Raw genomic sequence first — 18,401 nt, 5'->3', positions numbered from 1 at the left:
GGAATGCATCCCGTGACGCTCCGCGTCACATAACGGCGGACGCAGAGCGTCCATGGCGGCATTCCCACGCAGAGCGTGGGAACGATCATTGAATCCCAAGGCAAGCACATGAAGATTTCTAAACAAGCCTACGCCGACATGTTCGGCCCCACCGTCGGCGACAAGGTGCGCCTGGCCGACACCGAACTGTGGATTGAAGTCGAAAAAGACTTCACCACCTACGGCGAAGAAGTGAAATTCGGTGGCGGCAAAGTCATCCGTGACGGCCAGGGCCAAAGCCAATTGCTGGCCGCCGAAGTCGTCGACACACTGATCACCAACGCACTGATCATCGACCACTGGGGCATCGTCAAAGCCGACGTCGGCCTCAAGGACGGGCGCATCGCCGCGATCGGCAAGGCCGGTAACCCGGACGTGCAGCCCAACGTGACCATCGCCATCGGCGCCGGCACCGAAGTGATCGCCGGCGAGGGCATGATCCTCACCGCTGGCGGCATCGACACGCACATCCACTTCATCTGCCCACAGCAGATCGAAGAAGCGCTGATGAGCGGCGTCACCACCATGATCGGTGGCGGCACCGGCCCGGCCACGGGCACGAACGCTACAACGTGCACTTCGGGCCCGTGGCATCTGGCGCGCATGCTTCAGGCCGCCGACGCCTTTCCGATGAACATCGGCCTCACCGGCAAGGGCAACGCCAGCCTGCCGGAACCGCTGATCGAACAGGTCAAGGCCGGCGCCATCGGCCTCAAGCTGCACGAAGACTGGGGTACCACACCGGCGAGCATCGACAACTGCCTGACTGTCGCCGACCAATACGACGTGCAGGTGGCGATTCACACCGACACCCTCAACGAGTCCGGCTTCGTCGAAACCACCCTCGGCGCGTTCAAGGGCCGCACCATCCACACCTATCACACCGAAGGCGCCGGTGGCGGCCACGCACCGGACATCATCAAGGCTTGCGGCTTCCCCAACGTGCTGCCAAGTTCGACCAACCCCACCCGCCCGTTCACCCGCAACACCATCGACGAACACCTCGACATGCTGATGGTCTGCCATCACCTCGACCCAAGCATCGCCGAAGACGTCGCATTCGCCGAAAGCCGTATCCGTCGCGAGACGATTGCCGCCGAAGACATCCTCCACGACCTTGGCGCGTTCTCGATGATCAGCTCCGACAGCCAGGCCATGGGCCGCGTCGGCGAAGTCATCACGCGCACCTGGCAGACCGCCGACAAGATGAAAAAACAGCGCGGCCCACTGCCGCAGGACGGCGCAGGCAACGACAACTTCCGCGCCAAACGCTACATCGCCAAATACACGATCAACCCGGCGATCACCCACGGCATCAGCCATGAGGTCGGTTCGATCGAGGTCGGCAAATGGGCCGACCTGGTGCTCTGGCGTCCGGCGTTTTTCGGCGTAAAACCGACGCTGATTCTCAAGGGCGGGGCGATTGCCGCGAGCCTCATGGGCGACGCCAACGCTTCGATCCCGACGCCGCAACCGGTGCATTACCGCCCGATGTTTGCCAGTTACGGTGGCTCGTTGCATGCCACCAGCCTGACCTTTATCAGTCAGGCGGCAGAGGAAGCCGGACTGCCTGAAGCATTGGGACTGAAGAAGAAAATCGCTGTGGTCAAAGGTTGCCGCGACGTGCAGAAAACCGACCTGATCCACAACGACTACCTGCCGAACATCGACGTCGACCCGCAGACTTATCAGGTCAAGGCCGACGGCGTATTGCTATGGTGTGAGCCCGCGGAAACATTGCCGATGGCGCAGCGCTACTTTCTGTTTTGAACCACTGAGGCAAAGCACCTGGAGGCGCCCCAACGCCTCCAGATTTTATTACGGCTGAACCGTAAACGGCGGATACACCGTTTGCAGCTTCGCACGATCAATCGCTTTTTGCGTCAGGCTTTTCTCCAGCGTCTGCAAGGCTTCGAACTGCGCCATATCGTCCTCATCCTTGAGAGAGGTCAGCAACTCATCGAACTCTGTGCGGTAAGTACGCTTGAGGAATTGCTGCCAAAACGGCTGTTCAAGAATTCGTGGCGCCAGCAGCTCTCCCTCCTCCAGCGCGATCACTCGCTGATAAGCATCCTCGATCATCTTCTCGGTGACGCCGGCGACTTTGCGGAACAACATGCCGCGCGACTGCCACGGTAGGTCCAGGCGGTCGGCCAGATCGGTCATGTAGGCCATATGAACCTCCACTTCATCAATGCTGCCGGTAACTCCGTCAGCATTCTCGCGGCGAAATGTCTCGCCAGCTTTCAAGCGATCGGCCACACGCTGTCGGGCGATCAACCCCAACTCGTCGAGGCGCGATTTACCTCGAGCCAGCGCCACCAGTTCGGCCTCCACCAGATCGGTGCTGATCAACCCGTAGGCCTCATGCACCAGCACCTCGACGCCCATTGCATTGAAAAACTGCGCACCGGCATCCGCACAGGTTGTGGAGGCGACGGCCTCGGCGAAAATTTTCTCGCGCAGCGCGGTGTTCTCGTTCATGGCGAAAATCATTCGCCAGACCTTGGCCGTGAGGTCGGTTCGGTAAATCGAATCCGTGGTACCGAAGTCGGCGGAGGCCGTCAGCTTGCGCAACTCGTTAAAGAACGGCTCGGCACCGAACTCATCTTCGACCTCATCCCATAACGGCTGGCGTGCATTCCATTCAGCCTCACTCATGCCTGCATCCCAGTAGGAGCTGTCGATGGTGCCCCGCGACGGATAGGGACGGTCCGGGTCGAGTCCGACAGACTCGATGTACCGCTTGAGCTTCTCGAGATTCTCTGCAGACAGATGGAAGGCGTCACGACTGACGTTGGTGCGCGCGATCAGTTCGGCGTATATCGAACCTGGCGCAACGTCCGGAAGCTCGCTGATCTGATTGAAGCGCAAGTCCAGATACAGATTGCGCGGACGTTGCTTGGCAAACAGCCCGATCGGCCAGGTGTCGATACCGGTACTGTCCAGGGACAGTATCAGCAAGGCCGGCATTTGGCTGATGTCCGGCACTTGCCCAAGTGGATTGCCATCAAGCTTGAGCACATGCAACCGACTCATTGCGCGCAACCTTGCGGCGCTTTCAGCGGTCAGCGAGATCTGATTGTCCGAAAGCGTCAGCACGCGAAGGTACGCCATGTTGCTGATGACCTCTGGAAAATCGCTCAAGCGGTTCTTCCACAGATCGAGGTCGCGCAACTGACGAAAGCTGCCAAGAAAATGTTGCTGGTCGCTGAGAATCTGGCCGTTCTGCAGGCTCAATGAAGTGACATGATCGAAACTGGCGGTGAGCCGGGGCATCGTCAGCAGATGACGGTCCATCGGCAGGCCATTAAGTACCAACGCCTGCGCGCGGATCACTCCCGATGCCGGGGGGCCAGCAGGGCCGGTGCGTTGCCAGCATTGGCGCAGAAGCTGATAGACCCGGTTGCGCGACGTCCACTCCGCCACGCCTTCGGGGCTGAAGCGATAGGCCAGGCTCATGTCGTTCAACCAGCGCTGGAACGCCAGGTTGAACCTGCTGAACTCTTTTTCCAGCGCCGCTACACGCATTTCCATCACGTTGGCGCCGAAGCCGTCGAGCAGGCTTTCCACCTGTGCGTCCGTGAAGGCGGGATACAGCGACCCGACTCGGCGCTTGAGCGCTGACCAGTCTTTAGGCCGTAGCGGATAACCTTGCATACCGCCACGCAAGCGCATGTTTTCGGGATCATAAGCGGGCTTGCGAACAGGGTTTTCCAGCAGCACCTGTTCGAATTGCTCGTGACTCAGAGGCGAACGCTGAATCGCCTGTTTCAGCAAGTCCCCCTGAAAAATGTCGAAACCCAGCGCCTGACGCTGCGCATCGGGCAAGGCGTGCAGTACCGCGCTATAAAGATCCTCGGCACTGTGCAGCTGCAATCCTTGTTCATCGCGTGCACTGTAGAGGCCGTCCTCATCAGCGATCAGCACTTTGCGAATCGGCGCATGCGCCGCGCCAACGCTGGCCTGCAACCGGCCGTCGAAAGCAAGCTCGCGAATGTCGATGCGCACTTGCGCCGACCAGCCCGGCAGGCTCTCCATCGAACGCAGCACCAGGCGATGGCTGTCCGTACTCTCCAGTTGTTCCAGGTACAAACCTTCGTAGGCGCGATTCAGACGAACCTTTTCACCCGCCGTGCGCAGTTGCTGACGCAGCTTGAGGACGACCTGCCCGCTCTCCTCGAACACCCGCACACTCTGCGGGTCGGCGTCCTTGAGCACTTGTTCGATCACACTGCAGGGTAACTCGGGGTAATCGCTGTGCAATCTGCGCACACGCATGTCGGCGGAAACATCCGAGGTTTTGTATTGCGACTCGAACACCCGTGAAGCACGCTTGGTGGCACGCTGCGCCAGCGCTTCACGCAATGCCTGGATACGCACGGTTTTGTCGGTGGAGATGGCGCGGCCGAGCAGCGCTTCGATTTCCGTCTCATCCAGAAACGCCAGTACCCGGCCTTCAAGATTGCCCGTCTGAATGTCTTCCTGGCTGACGATAAGCGTGTCGACCGCAGCGGCGTTGGAGTTGCCGTAGGTGATCGAGTCTCGACCGGTCGGCAGCGGATCTTTCAGGGTGATGGCTTTTGACTCGGGCCAGCGCGGCAACTCAGTCAGCAGCCCCGGCAGATAACCGCTCAGGTGATCGCTGATGTGGCCGTTGCGGATCTGTTCACCGAACTGGCTGATCGAGGCGTAGAGATCGAAGCGATTAAGGGTATCGGTCAACAAGGGCGGCGGCAGCTCATGTTCGACATGCAGGCGGCGCAGCACACCGTCATCGATACCGCTGACCTTGAGCACTTGTGCCAGCGTTGATTCACTGAAGGTGGCGGCCAGCGGATTGAGACGGCGCAACAACTGAATCTGTTCCCACTCAAGCGGACGTTCGACTTCGCTCTTCCAGGCGCCCGCCCGGTTGTGCTCGACCCGAGGCGCATAGGCGTCGGCTCGCGTCGGGTGTTGCATGCGGAACTGGCCGTTGAGTGGATCCTCCTTCACCACGTACTGCCTGCCCTGCAGGTGCAACACTTTTTTTCCTTGATGCGGATACAGCCCGGACTCGTCAGCCCAAGTACCGGCAGGAAGCGCCAGATTGTGCGCATAGGGGGCCAGATCGGGGTTCCACATTTTCGTGCGGCCATCGGCCAGGGGCACCGCCTTGAGGTTGTCGACAAAAGACGAAGGTTTAATGGCTACAGCGCCTTTGGGCAGAATATGCCCGGCGCTCATCAATGCCAGTTGCGTAAAGTTGAGGATCACGCTGTTGATGTGTGCGCACGCCTCCTCCTTGTCACCGTGACTCCAGTCCTCGATGCCCTCGGCAAATTCGGCCAGCAACTGGGCGACCATCACCCCGAGCATTACCTCGCCGACGCCCGGTACCAGCATCACGACGAAGTTGAAGATGTTCCAGCCATAGTCCAGATAGCTGATCAGTCGGTTCCAGCGGCTTTTAGCATCTTCATCCCCCGTAGGCACAGCGATCAGTCGTGCATCGCTGATCGACTTGTCGCGTTTGCGCAGGTACAGGTGCTCCCAGAGACCGCCCTGGATCGGCACGGTGATCGGTTCCGCATGGGGGGTTTCAATCGGTGTCTCCCGCCACCACGGTCCCATGTCGAGAGGCTCGCGCTGATGCCAGGTGATTTCCTTGAGACGCTCATTGACCCGTCTGAAAAATTTCGGCTTGTCCTTCTGCGCCACAAACCGACTGAAAAACTGTTGATAGGATTTTTCCAGCAACTGCGTGGCCAAGGCTTTCATGAACGCGGTCAGCGACGGGTATTCTTTCAATGGATGCAGCGGATCATCCGGGATATAGGCAACCAACGGCCCATTCAGAATACTTTGATCGTAGAAGTCGTTACGCCGGGACATTTCGTCAGTGACAGCACTGGGTCCATTGGCGAACACATCACTGAGCACTTTGTATTTTTCATACAGATTATCGTTGAGGCCGGGGATACGCCGCGACCAGTCAAACAGGAACTGAAGTTCTGGCGATACTAGCCCCAGCAGGAATTTCTCGATCTCGTTTTTTTCTGCAACGGCACTGAACAGCACGATCCCGGACAACTCCAACCCCATGATCCGCAAACGATGCGCCTTCAACGCACGCCCGTGAAAGCTGATCGATCGTTGTCCGCTGATCACGTCGCTGATGACGGCCTGAGCGTGCATGCCCAGATCGGCGTTCATTCCGGCAATGGCCGCGGCGACTTCCAGCGCGGACTTTTCGACCGCCACCGATTGCGTTCTCAATGTCGCTTGCTTCGTCACATCGTCGGGCAGCAACAACGCCTTGAGGTGTTGCTGATATTGCGCGCCAATATCCAGCGAGCGGCAGACGCTGGCAACCTCACCGACCGTGATAGCGTGCTGCACAGGCGCGCCGTCAGGGTCGGCGACGTACACACCGGAGCCACTGCGAAAGTAGCCGTCCTCGGTTTCCGCCTGTTCGAAATTGTGCAACGCCGCGTACAGCAATGTGGAGTGCTGCGAGCGCGTGGCCCCTCGGTCGATGCCGAAGATGATTTTGTCCGGGACGTAAAGCCTGAGCATCGTCGCGTCGACGTCCAGATCGACCTTCAATTGGCTTTTCAGGGCCTCGGTCAGCAAGGGCCGGGCAAAGTCTTCGATGTTCTGTTCAAGGTGCTTCAGGGAGGCATCGACGTCCCCCTGAAGCTGCCAATGGGTGTGTACCAGTTGCTGCAAACGCACGCGGCCTGCTGCTGGCCATGACGAATACTGTTTTGCAACGTTGAGGTTCGCTTCCAGCGATTGAAGCCGATGGGCCGGAGCCTGTTTGATAGCCTCTGGAATAAGCCCGATTAATACATCGTGATGCGGGCCGTTATCTGTCGAAACTGTGTTTGTCACAATATCCATATTGAGAACCTCGTCATCCAATAACTGGCGCTCAGATTACGGATGACGAGAAAAAACAAAAAACCAAAATCCTGCTCAAGAACACGCTGAAAAAGCCATAACCGCGCAGTTATTAAAGAGCCGAAAATACATATGTACCGCACTAAAAAAAATTCCCCGGGAGCCGGGCACCAGCGGTCGTGTATTTCTCGCCAGAGAGGCTAATATGCGAATCGCCGTCCATCGATTCATACGCAGGTAACCGCTTATGCGCCTTTCCGAATTCATCGTATGCAACGTGGATCCCATCGTCGCGGAGTGGGAGCAGTTCGCCGCCTCTATCACTCCCGCTGCCGATTACATGGACGCAGAAGGCCTGCGTGATCACGCCAAAGCCATTCTGTTGGCCGCCGCCCGTGACATGAACAAACCGCAGAGTGCCAACGAACAAGCAGCCAAAGCCAAGGGCGAAGGCCCGGAGAAAACCCCAAGCCTGGATCAGGCCGGCGCCAGTCATGGTGAGTTGCGCCACATCGCGGGCTTTGATCTGGTACAGATGACCTCGGAGTTTCGTCATTTGCGCGCCTGTGTGATCCGCCGCTGGGTCGACAGCCTCAAATCACCGGACATGACTTACTTTCAGGACATGATTCGTTTCAATGAAGCCATTGATGAAGCGCTGGCCGAGTCGACGGCGGCGTACGCAGAACAGGTCAACCGCTCGCGGGACATCTTTCTGGCGATCCTTGGCCATGACCTGCGCGCGCCGCTGCAAGCGGTGAGCATGTCCACCGAGTTGCTATTACGCAAAGCGGCGCTGGAAGGCGAGGCGCTGACCTGCGCCCACAACATCAAGCGCGGCGCTCGGCACATGGCCGCGATGGTCAGTGATTTGCTGGAGTGGGTGCGCAGTCGCCTCGGCAAAAGTCTGCCGATCGAACCGGCACCGATGGATCTGGCCGAAGCGGCGCGAGCGGCGATCGCCGAGGCGTGCGCCGGCAACCCGAATTGCTCGCCAGTGCTGCACATTCACGGTGATACGCAAGGTATGTGGGACGCGGGGCGCATCGATCAATTGCTGCAGAACCTGATTGGCAATGCGCTGCAGCATGGCTCGAACACGCAACAGGTGACGCTGACGTTGCAGGATGAGGCGGACGCGGTATGCCTGTCGGTGCACAACTTCGGCACACCGATTCCGGAAGACGCGCTGGCGACGATTTTTGATCCGTTGGTGCGCAGCGCCGATGAAGCACTCGGGCAGCCTTCGACCAGTCTGGGATTAGGCTTGTTTATCGTCAGGGAAGTGGTCAATGCCCATGGCGGGACGATTGAAGTCAGCTCGAATGAGGCTGACGGCACACGGTTCAGCGTGGTGTTACCGCGAACCCTGTAGGAGCTGCCGAAGGCTGCGATCTTTTGATCTTGTCTTTAACAAAATCAAAAGATCGCAGCCTTCGGCAGCTCCTACAGGGGGTTATTCGATGACCAGGCGTGCCAGGCGTTGTTTGAGCATGCGATTCTCGGCGCGCAACTCGCGAACCTCTTCCAGCAGATCGAGCGCCAGCGCCACACCTTCCCACTCCAGCTCCAGATCGCGCCGCAGCTTCGCGGCGCGTTTGGCCAGGGCCAGTTCGTAGTCGGTGAAGCGCCATTCCCGGGGCTGCGCACCCTGAGGTTCGAGGATGCCGTGTTCGACGATTTCGATCACGTAGACGTCCGACAAATCGGCCGCCTCACAGAATTCTGCCAAGTCCAGTTGAACGATCAGGGGGCTGCTCATGATGGGCTACTCCGTCGTCGAATTCAGAAGTTCTCTCGCGGATTGAAAGCGGCTTTCTTCGCCAGTTCCTGCCACAGTGCCTTGACCTCATCGTCGGACGTTTTCGGCATCACGGCTTTGAGCTGCACGAACAGATAACCGCGCTCACCGGCCTTGTTTTTCAGGCCATGGCCTTTGGCGCGCATGCGCTGGCCGTTCTGGCTGCCGGCCGGGACTTTGAGGTTGATCTTGCCGGTCAGGGTCGGCACGGCCACCTCAGTGCCCAGCGCCAGTTCCCACGGCGCCAACGGCAAGGTGATGATCAGGTTTTCACCTTCAACATCGAATTTCGGATGCGGCGCAAAACGAATGGTCAGGTACAGGTCGCCATTCGCCCCGCCACCGACGCCCGGTGCGCCCTGGCCCTTGAGGCGAATGCGCTCGCCGTCGGTCACGCCCGCCGGGATCTTCACGTTCAGGCTCTTGCTGGTGTTGCTGACGTGCTGGCCGTTGGCGTTGTATTGCGGCACCTGGAAGGTGACTTTCTTCGATTCGTTGGCGAGCGTCTCCTCGAGGAAGATCGGCAGTTCCATTTCCACGTCTTGCCCTCGGCGCCCTGCACTGCGTTGTTGCCGACCTTCACCGCCACCGAAACCGGGGCCGCGATTGCCGAAGATCGAACTGAAGAAGTCCGAGAAGTCGCCGGTGTCAGCACCGCCGCCGCCAAAGCCGCCACGGCTCTGCCAGCCCGGTGGCCCCTGGAACGGCTGACCATGCTGGCCATAACGGCGCAGCTCGTCGTATTCGGCGCGTTTGTCGGCGCTTTTCAGCGCTTCATAGGCTTCCGAGGCGTCCTTGAATTTCTCCTCGGCGTCTTTTTCCTTGCTGACATCGGGGTGGTATTTGCGCGCCAGCTTGCGATAGGCAGCCTTGATTGCCTTGTCGTCTGCTGTCGGCTCCACGCCGAGTATCTTGTAATAGTCTTTGAAGTCCATCGAAGGAGTCACCGTCCGTTATCGATTTCGCGCCGATGCCAGCATGCGCCGATTCGCGCGTGCCAGGTTGACCGATCTCAAGGTTGTGACCGGGTGGCGCAGCAGAAGTTTATCGGCAGTGGACGGCGGTTCTTGTGACCGCCGGTGGTTCTGCCGGCCCATGCCAGCAAGTTTGGGGCGAAGCTGCGATTTTCAACCAGTTTAGTCGTGAAATAGCAGATGACCGGCCTTCGATTCTGGCGCGCACTGACATACACTGCGCGGCCGTTTTTTTGACCGGAACCGAAAGACATGAAAGACGCCTCTCCAGCCCGTGCCTGCGGCATCGACTTCGGCACGTCCAACTCCACCGTCGGCTGGCTGCGCCCCGGCATGGAAACGATGATCGCGCTGGAAGACGACAAGATCACTCTGCCGTCGGTGGTCTTCTTCAACATCGAGGAACGCCGCCCGGTTTACGGTCGTCTGGCGCTGCACGAGTACCTGGAAGGCTATGAAGGCCGGCTGATGCGCTCGCTGAAAAGCCTGCTCGGTTCCAAGCTGATCAAGCACGACACCAGCGTTCTCGGCACCGCAATGCCGTTCAAGGACTTGCTCGGTCTGTTCATCGGCCAACTGAAGAGCCGTGCCGAAACTGCCGCCGGTCGGGAATTCGAGCAAGTGGTGCTCGGTCGCCCGGTGTTCTTTGTCGATGACGATCCGCTGGCGGACCAGGAAGCTGAAGACACTTTGGTCGACGTGGCGAAGAAGATTGGCTTCAAGGAAGTGTCCTTCCAGTACGAACCGATCGCCGCGGCCTTCGACTACGAGTCGACCATCGAAAAAGAAGAGCTGGTGCTGATCGTCGACATCGGCGGTGGTACCTCCGACTTCTCGCTGGTGCGCCTGTCGCCCGAGCGTCGTGGTCTGGATAACCGTCACGACGACATCCTCGCCACTGGCGGTGTGCACATCGGCGGGACCGACTTCGACAAACAGCTGAGCCTGCAAGGCCTGATGCCGCTGTTCGGCTACGGCAGCCGCATGAAGAGCGGCGCCTACATGCCGACCAGCCACCACATGAACCTGGCGACCTGGCACACCATCAACTCGGTGTACTCGCAGAAATCCAGCCTGGCGCTGGGCAGCATGCGCTACGACATCGAAGACACCGGCGGCATCGATCGCCTGTTCAAGTTGATCGAACAGCGCGCCGGCCACTGGCTGGCGATGGAAGTCGAGGAAACCAAAATCCAGCTGACCCACACCGACAGCCGCCATGTGCCGCTGGATCGCATCGAGGCCGGGTTGAGCGTGGAATTGAGCCGCGCGCTGTTTGAATCGGCGATCGATGCGCTGCTGGAGCGGGTACGCGGCAGTGTTACGCAGCTGTTGAACGATGCTGGCGTGGCGGTCGATCAGGTCGACACGGTGTTCTTCACCGGCGGTTCGAGCGGGATTCCGGCGCTGCGTAACAGCGTCTCGGCGATGCTGCCGAATGCGCGGCATGTTGAAGGGAACATCTTCGGCAGCATTGGTAGCGGCTTGGCGATTGAAGCGATGAAACGCTACGGCGCCATGAACTGATGATCGTTCCCACGCTCCGCGTGGGAACGCCGCCATGGACGCTCTGCGTCCGCTGTTGAGGCTGTGACGCGGAGCGTCACGGGATGCTTTCCCACGCAGAGCGTGGGAACGATCACGGGGTGGTTACACCATCCCGCCCAGCTTCAACTCACTCTTCAGATACGCGTAATAAATCGGCCCCGCCACCACCCCCGGCAGGCCGAACGCGGCCTCGAACACCAGCATCGCCAGCAACAACTCCCACGACTTGGCACTGATCTGCCCGCCGACAATGCGCGCGTTGAGGAAGTATTCGAGCTTGTGGATAACGATCAGATAACCCAACGCCGCCACCGCCACCCAGATCGACAGTGACAGGCCGACGATGGTGATCAGTGTGTTGGAAATCAGATTGCCGATCACCGGCAGCAAGCCAAGCAGGAAGGTCAGCACGATCAGGGTTTTGGTCAACGGCAGCTTCACGCCGAACATCGGCAGGATCACCGCGAGGAAGATCCCGGTGAAAAAAGTGTTGAGCAAGGCGATCTTGATCTGCGCGAAGACAATATTGCGAAACGCCTGAACCAGCAGGTGCAGACGGTCGAACAGCGCCGCCGCCAGGGGTTTGCGCTTGGTGACGTCGGGCACGCGCTGCAGGGCGATGATCGCGCCGAGCACCATGCCGATCAGCAGCGTCACAAACATGTGCGCCGCGTCTTTGCCGACCAGTTGCAGTTCGGAGAGATGCTTGCTCAGCCATTCGCCGATCGCTACACGGAATTCACCGGCACTAGCGGGCAGATAGGCGTCGATGAACGGCGGCAATTGCCCGCGCGCACGATCAACCACGCCCATGAATTTATCCAGTGAGGCACCGGGGTTTTCCGCTTCGTGCAGCAGGAAACTGATCGCGCCGGCAAAGAGCAGCGCCAGCACACTGACTACCAACGTACCCAGTAGCGCCACCGCCAGCCAGCGCGCACGTCGACCTTCAATCAACCGCTGCAATTGCGGGGTGAGCATGTTGACCAGTTCGAACACCAGCAACCCGGCCAACAGGCTCGGCAACAAGCGCAACGGCAACACCAACAGCAATCCGCCGAAAATGATGATGCAACTGACCCAGAACACAACATGACGCTCAGAAAACGTTGGCATACAGCCTCAAAACGAACGGCGTAAAAGGATTGGCAGTCTGCCAGCGTTCCGGCGCCGAAGCGAGCACAGGCCCGGGGTGCCCGTCGCGCCGAAAAGATCGCAGCCTGCGGCAGCTCCTACATTAATCTCCTGTAGGCGCTGCCTCAGGCTGCGATCTTTTGATCTTATTTTTTCTTCAGGCAATCACTCATGAAGGTCTTGCGCGCATCGCCGGTCAGCGCTTTGGTTTTCGCATCGGCGTTGCAGGTTTTCATTTTTTCCTGCTGCGGGGTCAGGGCCTTGCCATCGTTGGCCGCAGGCGCTGCCTTCAGGCAAGTGCTCATAAAGGTTTTGCGTTCATCGCCCTTGAGGCTCTTGGCGGTCGCATCGGCATTGCAGGTGGTCATCTTGTTCTGTTGCGCCGTGGCGGCGAAACCCTGAGAACACAGGAGCAAACCAATCATCAACAAAGGCACACGCAACATCTTCATGGAGTTTTCTCCTGTCGCCGCACCGAGGGGGGCGGCCTCTGCCGAAGTGTAGTCAAAGCTTGTTACACCTTCCTGCCCTCACGGTGGCTGCGTCGATACTGCTCCGGCGTGCAACCGGCCTGGCGGGCGAACATGGCGATAAACGCCGAGCCGCTGCTGTAGCCGAGGTCGAAGGCAATTTCCTGCACGCTGCGCGAAGACTCCAGCGCTTCGATTGCCGCGAGATAGCGCAGCCGCTGGCGCCATTCGCCAAAACTCATGCCCAACTCGCGCACAAATTGCCGCGCCAGCGTGCGCTCGCTGACATGCACCTGCAGCGCCCAGTGTGCCAGCGGCTGGTTGTTGCCCGGCTCGGCTTGCAGGGTTTCGAGGATCGCCAGCAATCCCGGACTGCTCGCATAGGGCAGATAGCATTCATGCACCGGCGCCTGCTGCAATTGATCGACCAACACCTGCGCCAGTCGCTGGTCGGCGTCGAGTACGGGAATCTTCACGTCACGGGCGGCGAAGTCCTTGAGAATCGCCTTGAGAATGTCGCTGATCGCCAACGTGCAGGCACGCCGGGGCAAATCGGCGCAGACCTTGGGATCAAGGCACACCGCACGATAGTTGACCGGTTGATGGCTGTAAAAACTGTGCTCGACCTGCGGCGGCACCCACACCGCGTATTGCGGCGGCGACATGAAGCGACTGCCGTCGACGTCCATGTGCAGCACGCCGTGCGCCGCGTATTCCAGCGTGCCCCACGGATGACGGTGCGGTGCGGCGAATTCATGGGCGTTGAAATCGGCGTAACGGAAGTACACCGCCGACGGCAGCTCGCTGAAATCCAGCAGATCGATGTGTTTACTGTTCATGCTGTCCGGTTTCAGAGGCAGGTTGTCCGGTTTGAAGTATAGGCCTGTATCCAGACAAGGGATAATTGCGACTCATCAACGTACTGGTTTCAACTCATGCAATACGCGTTTCCGCTGCTGGCGATTTTTATCTGGGCCGGCAATACCGTGATCAACAAACTGGCGGTCGGGGCGATTTTCCCCGCCGAGATCGGTTTCTATCGCTGGCTGCTCGCCGGGTTGTTGTTCACCCCGTTCATGCTCAAAGCGGTGATCGCGCACTGGCCGCAGATTCGCCCGAATCTGAGCAAGATCTTCGTCCTCGGCGTGCTTGGCATGGCGGTGTATCAGAGCCTCGCTTACTTCGCCGCAACCCTGACCACCGCGACCAACATGGGCATCATTCTGTCGCTGATGCCGTTGATGTCGCTGGCCATGGCGATCATCAGTCTCGGTCAGCGCCTGACTGCCGGCGCATTGGTGGGCGCGGTGCTGTCGTTTGCCGGCGTATTGGTGGTGGTGTCGTCCGGCAGCCTCGGCGCATTGCTGCAGCACGGCGTGAACATGGGCGATGCGATGATGTTGATCGCGACCCTGGCTTACGCGATTTACAGCACGTTATTGAAGAAATGGCAGCTGCGCCTGCCGCCGCTGGTGTTGCTGTACTTGCAGGTGCTGGTGGCGATTGTCGTATTGTTTCCGTTGTATGCGGCTTCACCGAAAACCGGTTTGACCCTGCAGAACATTCCGCTGGTGTTGTATGCGTGTCTGTTGGCTTCGATGCTTGCGCCGTTGGCGTGGATGCAGGCTGTGCAACGCCTGGGGCCGAGCCGAACGACGTTGTTTTTCAATCTGCTGCCGTTGATTACTGCGCTGATTGCGGCAGTGGTACTGAAGGAGCAGTTGGCGATGTATCACCTGGTCGGCGGATTGCTGACGTTGGCTGGGGTGATTCTGTCCGAGCGTTGGACCACCGTGTTGGGCCGCCAGCCCCGCATTGCCTGATGCCTATACCTTTGTGGCGAGGGGATTTATCCCCGTTGGGTCGCGTAGCGGCCCTAAAAAAAGCGAGGGCCGCTGCGCAACCCAACGGGGATAAATCCCCTCGCCACAAAAGCGATTTAAAGGCCTGCCGCTTCTAGTCGCGCCGCATGCTCGACAAACAGCCGCACCGGCTCCGCGCCCTTCCCCACCAGCCCCAGCGACTGGTTGACGATGTCGAAATGATCCAGTGGATAGTCATCGCCAATCACCGTGCCCAGATGCGAGCTGTAGCGCCCGACCATCCCGTCGCACTGCCCCGACTCACGCACGAACGTCCTGGCAAACAGTCGACAGCTGCGGTTGGTCCCATCGAACAGATTGCCGCCGCGATCGGTCTTGCCCGGCTGCAACGTCCCCGACCACGAGTAGTACCGCACACCGTTGACCTCTTCCGGCCCGTGCCCGCCCCAGGTTTCGGGCAGGCCCTGTGGATAACGCTGGTTGAACAGCGCCACGCCGTCAGTGGTCAGCGACTGGTGCGAGGCGCGGATATCCACCGGCAGTTTCGGCCCGCGATAGCCGGTGTCCAATAACGCCATCAGCCACCCGATAAAACGCAGCAGCACCTCCAGCAAGCGCCCCTTGGCGCTGTTGGCCGGGTAGTGTCGTTGCAGATAATCGGCCAGTTCCGAACCATGATTGGGCCCGGCCACCGACGTCACCGAGGCGACCAGATCCGGCCGCTTCGCCGCCGCATACCGCGCCGTCAACGAGCCCTGACTGTGGCCGAACAAGTTGACCTTCTGCGCGCCGGTGTCGCGCAGGATCTCGTCGATGCGCGCCAGCAACTGTTCGCCGCGCACCTCAGTCGAATTGAGCGGCGACACCTGCACGGCAATCACCGTTGCACCTCCACGGCGCAACGCTTTGACGATTCCATACCAATACGGATAAAGCACCAGCCGGATAAACCCGAGCATGCCCGGGACCAGCACCAGCGGATAACGCGTGGACATGGGCAGACATCCTTGTGGTCGGTGAGTGGATGCAAGGCCTGCAAAACGCTCGCCAAGCATCCTCCGTGATCATGACAACTCAACCACCAGCCTACTTCAGCCCCACCACCCCCGCCACAATCAGCCCGACCGACAGCAGTTTGACCAGCGTCAGGCTCTCGCCCAGCAGAGCAAAACCGAGGAACACCGTGCCCAGCGAGCCGATGGCCGTCCAGATCGGATAAGCAATGCTGACCGGCAATTCACGCATGGCCAGCGTGAGAAAGTAGATGCCGCCTACTGCCGCAATCACCGTGATCACCGACGGCCATGGCCGGGTGAAACCTTCGGCGTATTTCATGCCCATGGCGAAGGTGACTTCGAATCCGGCGGCGATCAGCAAGCACAGCCAGGCCACCTAGAACGTCCGGGCGAGGTCGAGCAGACGCTGCTCGGCATCGGCCACCGACACCGCGAAGGTGCGCTCGGCGGATTCTTCGCCCTCGGCGGCGACCACGCTGATGTCGTTGATGCCGACGAAGCCCAGCGCTGTGCGCAGCCATGGATCGGCGTGATTCAGCGCCTCCAGCTCGCCACCCGGGCCGAAGCCGAAACCGCCGCGACTGGTGACGATCAAGGCTTTCTTGCCCTGTAACAGCGGCGTGTATTGAGCAACGCCGTTGTCCAGGGTGTGATCGAAGGTCAGGCCCAGCCGCACGATCTGATCGACCCAGGCCTTGAGGCCACTGGGCACGCTGAAGTTGTACATCGGCGTGGAAATCAGCAGCAGATCATGCTCGAGCAACTCGCCAACCAACTGGTCGCTGAGTGCCAGGTCGGCCTGCATCGACAGTGGTCGCGCCTCGGGTTCCGGGTAAAACGCTGCCGCCACGAACGCCTCGTTTACAGCTGGAATCAGTGCCCGGCCAACTTCACGACGGGTGATGTGAGCCTGCGGATGGCGCGCCTGCCAGGCGCTCAAAAAACTTTCCGCCAGACGGCGCGACGTTGAACGGTCACCACGCGGACTGGCATGAATCGCAAGAATCTTACTCATCTGTATATCCTCAGGACTAGAATCAAACGGCTTGTAGCTCGCAGCTTGAAGCGCGTCACTGCGTGCCTTCAAATGAGTAAAAATCAGTCGAGATGAATTTATTTCACCCATGGAGTATTGAATGTTCGCCTCGCTGCCACTGACCGCCCTGCGCGCCTTCGAATCCGCTTCGCGGCTGTTGAGTTTCAAGGCGGCGGCCGAAGAACTGTCGGTGACGCCGACTGCCATTTCCCATCAGATTCGCGCGCTGGAAGACTGGCTGGGGGTCGCGCTGTTCGAACGCCTGCCACGCCAGGTGCGCCTGACCGAGGGTGGCGAGCGGCTGTTTCGCAGCCTGCACGGCGCGCTGCTGGAAGTGGCGCAAAGCGTCGACACCCTACGCCCGCAACGCAGCGGCAGCAGCCTGACGCTGTCGACCACCGCCGCCTTCGCGGCGCTGTGGCTGGTGCCGCGTCTGGGGCGGTTTTATGCGCAGCACCCGAATATCAATGTGCGCCTTGATACCCATTGCGAAGTCATCGACTTGCACCAGGACGCCAGCGTCGATCTGGTGTTGCGTTACAGCCTCGACGATTACCCCAACCTGTATGGCCTGTGCCTGTTCGATGAGTCATTCGGCGTTTACGGCTCGCCCGAGCAAGTGGCGCTGGCCGCACGGCGTACGCCGACATTGATCAGCGTGCATTGGCACAACTCGAAGCTCTACGCTCATGGCTGGGAAGCGTGGTGTGCAAAGTCCGGCGAAAATTGGTTGAAGCCGCAGCCGGCGATCCGTGAATACGACGAAGAGCATTACGCCCTGCAAGCGGCCATTGCCGGGCAAGGGTTGGTGCTGGCGAGCAATATTCTGGTCTCGGAGAGCGTCGCAAGCGGCTTATTGGTGCCGTACAAGGGCGAGGTCGTGGTCGATGGCGCGGGTTACAGCGCGTTGTGTGTGCCGGGCCGCGAGCGACATCCGCCGGTGCGGGCGTTTTTTGCCTGGTTGCGTGAGGAGGCGTTGTTGTCGGGGCTGGCGCCAAGATCGCAGCCTTCGGCAGCTCCTGCTGGGGTGGTGCAAAACCGATAAAACTTTTTCCTTCGCTCATGACTCACAACTTGGGTAGCGACCACGGCCGCAGAACGTGGCGCCCATCGGATTAGCCTCCAGGAGATTGAAATGAGCGACGACCTGCATCTGTCAGATGTCCAAACCCTGCGCGATCGTGCGCGCCAACACGTCGAGAACGGCGCCGTCACCGAGGGCTACAGCGCCGACCGTGAAGAGGTGCTGCGCTTGCTCAACGAATCGCTGGCCACCGAACTGGTCTGCGTGTTGCGCTACAAGCGCCACTACTTCATGGCCAATGGCGTGAAAGCCCACGTGGCCGCCGAAGAATTCCTCGAACACGCGAATCAGGAAGCCGAGCACGCCGACCGTCTGGCCGAGCGGATCGTGCAATTGGGCGGCGAGCCCGAGTTCAACCCCGACCTGCTGTCGAAAATGTCCCACGCGCAATACGTGGCCGGGAACACCCTCAAGGAGATGGTCTACGAAGACCTCGTAGCCGAGCGGATCGCCATCGACAGCTATCGCGAGATCATTCAGTACATCGGCGAGAAAGACCCGACGACCCGCCGGATCTTCGAAGACATTCTCGCGCAGGAAGAAGAACATGCCGATGACATGGCTGACATCCTGAACGACCTCTAACCC

The 18,401-nt window shown here is 59.8% G+C and carries 15 protein-coding genes; 6 read left to right on the top strand and 9 right to left on the bottom strand.

The window, feature by feature from the left end:
• The first annotated feature begins 108 nt into the window (after positions 1-108).
• The gene (gene ureC / locus ACQ4MY_RS10160) at positions 109-1,809 is read left to right on the top strand and encodes an urease subunit alpha (RefSeq protein WP_008085435.1); all 1,701 of its coding nucleotides are present in this window, start codon (positions 109-111) and stop codon (positions 1,807-1,809) included.
• A gap of 48 nt (positions 1,810-1,857) precedes the next feature.
• On the opposite strand, the gene ACQ4MY_RS10155 is transcribed toward ureC, so the two are convergent.
• Positions 1,858-6,759, bottom strand: a complete 4,902-nt coding sequence (locus ACQ4MY_RS10155; protein ID WP_440094941.1) for an NEL-type E3 ubiquitin ligase domain-containing protein — start codon at positions 6,757-6,759, stop codon at positions 1,858-1,860.
• A 415-nt stretch (positions 6,760-7,174) separates the two neighbouring features.
• Here ACQ4MY_RS10155 and ACQ4MY_RS10150 point away from each other — a divergent pair, with 415 nt between their 5' ends.
• Positions 7,175-8,302, top strand: coding sequence for a sensor histidine kinase (locus ACQ4MY_RS10150; protein WP_440094939.1), 1,128 nt, complete (start codon positions 7,175-7,177; stop codon positions 8,300-8,302).
• Between the two features lie 81 nt (positions 8,303-8,383).
• On the opposite strand, the gene ACQ4MY_RS10145 is transcribed toward ACQ4MY_RS10150, so the two are convergent.
• Entirely contained in the window at positions 8,384-8,689 is a 306-nt protein-coding gene (locus tag ACQ4MY_RS10145; protein WP_053116834.1) for a chaperone modulator CbpM, read from the bottom strand.
• Between the two features lie 23 nt (positions 8,690-8,712).
• Positions 8,713-9,663, bottom strand: a complete 951-nt coding sequence (locus tag ACQ4MY_RS10140) for a DnaJ C-terminal domain-containing protein (protein ID WP_440094937.1) — start codon at positions 9,661-9,663, stop codon at positions 8,713-8,715.
• Positions 9,664-9,954: 291 nt separating this feature from the next.
• On the opposite strand from ACQ4MY_RS10140, the gene ACQ4MY_RS10135 reads away from it, so the two are divergent.
• Complete coding sequence (locus tag ACQ4MY_RS10135; RefSeq protein ID WP_008085447.1) at positions 9,955-11,229, top strand: Hsp70 family protein; 1,275 nt, start codon at positions 9,955-9,957, stop codon at positions 11,227-11,229.
• A 123-nt stretch (positions 11,230-11,352) separates the two neighbouring features.
• Here ACQ4MY_RS10135 and ACQ4MY_RS10130 read toward each other — a convergent pair whose 3' ends face one another.
• The 3 genes from ACQ4MY_RS10130 to ACQ4MY_RS10120 form a co-directional block, all read right to left on the bottom strand.
• Entirely contained in the window at positions 11,353-12,366 is a 1,014-nt protein-coding gene (locus ACQ4MY_RS10130; RefSeq protein WP_008084262.1) for an AI-2E family transporter, read from the bottom strand.
• Positions 12,367-12,530: 164 nt separating this feature from the next.
• Complete coding sequence (locus ACQ4MY_RS10125) at positions 12,531-12,836, bottom strand: PsiF family protein (protein WP_008086206.1); 306 nt, start codon at positions 12,834-12,836, stop codon at positions 12,531-12,533.
• A gap of 62 nt (positions 12,837-12,898) precedes the next feature.
• Positions 12,899-13,693, bottom strand: coding sequence for an AraC family transcriptional regulator (locus ACQ4MY_RS10120; RefSeq protein ID WP_440094935.1), 795 nt, complete (start codon positions 13,691-13,693; stop codon positions 12,899-12,901).
• A 96-nt stretch (positions 13,694-13,789) separates the two neighbouring features.
• Between ACQ4MY_RS10120 and ACQ4MY_RS10115 the strand changes: the two genes are divergently transcribed.
• On the top strand, positions 13,790-14,677 hold the full coding sequence (locus ACQ4MY_RS10115; RefSeq protein ID WP_440094934.1) for a DMT family transporter: 888 nt from the start codon (positions 13,790-13,792) through the stop codon (positions 14,675-14,677).
• 116 nt (positions 14,678-14,793) lie between these two features.
• On the opposite strand, the gene ACQ4MY_RS10110 is transcribed toward ACQ4MY_RS10115, so the two are convergent.
• The 3 genes from ACQ4MY_RS10110 to ACQ4MY_RS10100 all read right to left on the bottom strand — a co-directional run bounded on the left by ACQ4MY_RS10110 (position 14,794) and on the right by ACQ4MY_RS10100 (position 16,708).
• The gene (locus ACQ4MY_RS10110) at positions 14,794-15,672 is read right to left on the bottom strand and encodes an alpha/beta fold hydrolase (RefSeq protein WP_440094933.1); all 879 of its coding nucleotides are present in this window, start codon (positions 15,670-15,672) and stop codon (positions 14,794-14,796) included.
• Between the two features lie 91 nt (positions 15,673-15,763).
• Positions 15,764-16,069 (bottom strand): DMT family transporter, encoded by a 306-nt coding sequence (locus tag ACQ4MY_RS10105; protein WP_008086196.1) that lies wholly within the window; start codon positions 16,067-16,069, stop codon positions 15,764-15,766.
• A complete protein-coding gene (locus ACQ4MY_RS10100; RefSeq protein ID WP_440094931.1) occupies positions 16,070-16,708 on the bottom strand; it encodes an FMN-dependent NADH-azoreductase in 639 nt (212 codons plus the stop codon).
• 121 nt (positions 16,709-16,829) lie between these two features.
• Between ACQ4MY_RS10100 and ACQ4MY_RS10095 the strand changes: the two genes are divergently transcribed.
• Positions 16,830-17,774 (top strand): LysR substrate-binding domain-containing protein, encoded by a 945-nt coding sequence (locus tag ACQ4MY_RS10095; RefSeq protein ID WP_440094930.1) that lies wholly within the window; start codon positions 16,830-16,832, stop codon positions 17,772-17,774.
• A gap of 90 nt (positions 17,775-17,864) precedes the next feature.
• On the top strand, positions 17,865-18,398 hold the full coding sequence (locus ACQ4MY_RS10090; protein ID WP_008086191.1) for a ferritin-like domain-containing protein: 534 nt from the start codon (positions 17,865-17,867) through the stop codon (positions 18,396-18,398).
• Positions 18,399-18,401 lie beyond the last annotated feature (3 nt).

The organism is Pseudomonas sp. SM4 (assembly GCF_051913165.1).
Classification (GTDB): Bacteria; Pseudomonadota; Gammaproteobacteria; order Pseudomonadales; family Pseudomonadaceae; genus Aquipseudomonas.
This window is presented reverse-complemented; position numbering and strand designations above follow the sequence as displayed.

Bases quoted from the DNA above. Each gene is read 5' to 3' on its own strand.
- ACQ4MY_RS10150 (WP_440094939.1), top strand. From the start codon at position 7,175: ATGCGCCTTTCCGAATTCATCGTATGCAACGTGGATCCCATCGTCGCG.
- ACQ4MY_RS10135 (WP_008085447.1), top strand. From the start codon at position 9,955: ATGAAAGACGCCTCTCCAGCCCGTGCCTGCGGCATCGACTTCGGCACG.
- ACQ4MY_RS10110 (WP_440094933.1), bottom strand. From the start codon at position 15,672: ATGTCCACGCGTTATCCGCTGGTGCTGGTCCCGGGCATGCTCGGGTTT.
- ACQ4MY_RS10130 (WP_008084262.1), bottom strand. From the start codon at position 12,366: ATGCCAACGTTTTCTGAGCGTCATGTTGTGTTCTGGGTCAGTTGCATC.
- ACQ4MY_RS10120 (WP_440094935.1), bottom strand. From the start codon at position 13,693: ATGAACAGTAAACACATCGATCTGCTGGATTTCAGCGAGCTGCCGTCG.
- ACQ4MY_RS10145 (WP_053116834.1), bottom strand. From the start codon at position 8,689: ATGAGCAGCCCCCTGATCGTTCAACTGGACTTGGCAGAATTCTGTGAG.
- ACQ4MY_RS10095 (WP_440094930.1), top strand. From the start codon at position 16,830: ATGTTCGCCTCGCTGCCACTGACCGCCCTGCGCGCCTTCGAATCCGCT.
- ACQ4MY_RS10125 (WP_008086206.1), bottom strand. From the start codon at position 12,836: ATGAAGATGTTGCGTGTGCCTTTGTTGATGATTGGTTTGCTCCTGTGT.
- ACQ4MY_RS10140 (WP_440094937.1), bottom strand. From the start codon at position 9,663: ATGGACTTCAAAGACTATTACAAGATACTCGGCGTGGAGCCGACAGCA.
- ACQ4MY_RS10115 (WP_440094934.1), top strand. From the start codon at position 13,790: ATGCAATACGCGTTTCCGCTGCTGGCGATTTTTATCTGGGCCGGCAAT.
- ureC (WP_008085435.1), top strand. From the start codon at position 109: ATGAAGATTTCTAAACAAGCCTACGCCGACATGTTCGGCCCCACCGTC.
- ACQ4MY_RS10100 (WP_440094931.1), bottom strand. From the start codon at position 16,708: ATGAGTAAGATTCTTGCGATTCATGCCAGTCCGCGTGGTGACCGTTCA.
- ACQ4MY_RS10090 (WP_008086191.1), top strand. From the start codon at position 17,865: ATGAGCGACGACCTGCATCTGTCAGATGTCCAAACCCTGCGCGATCGT.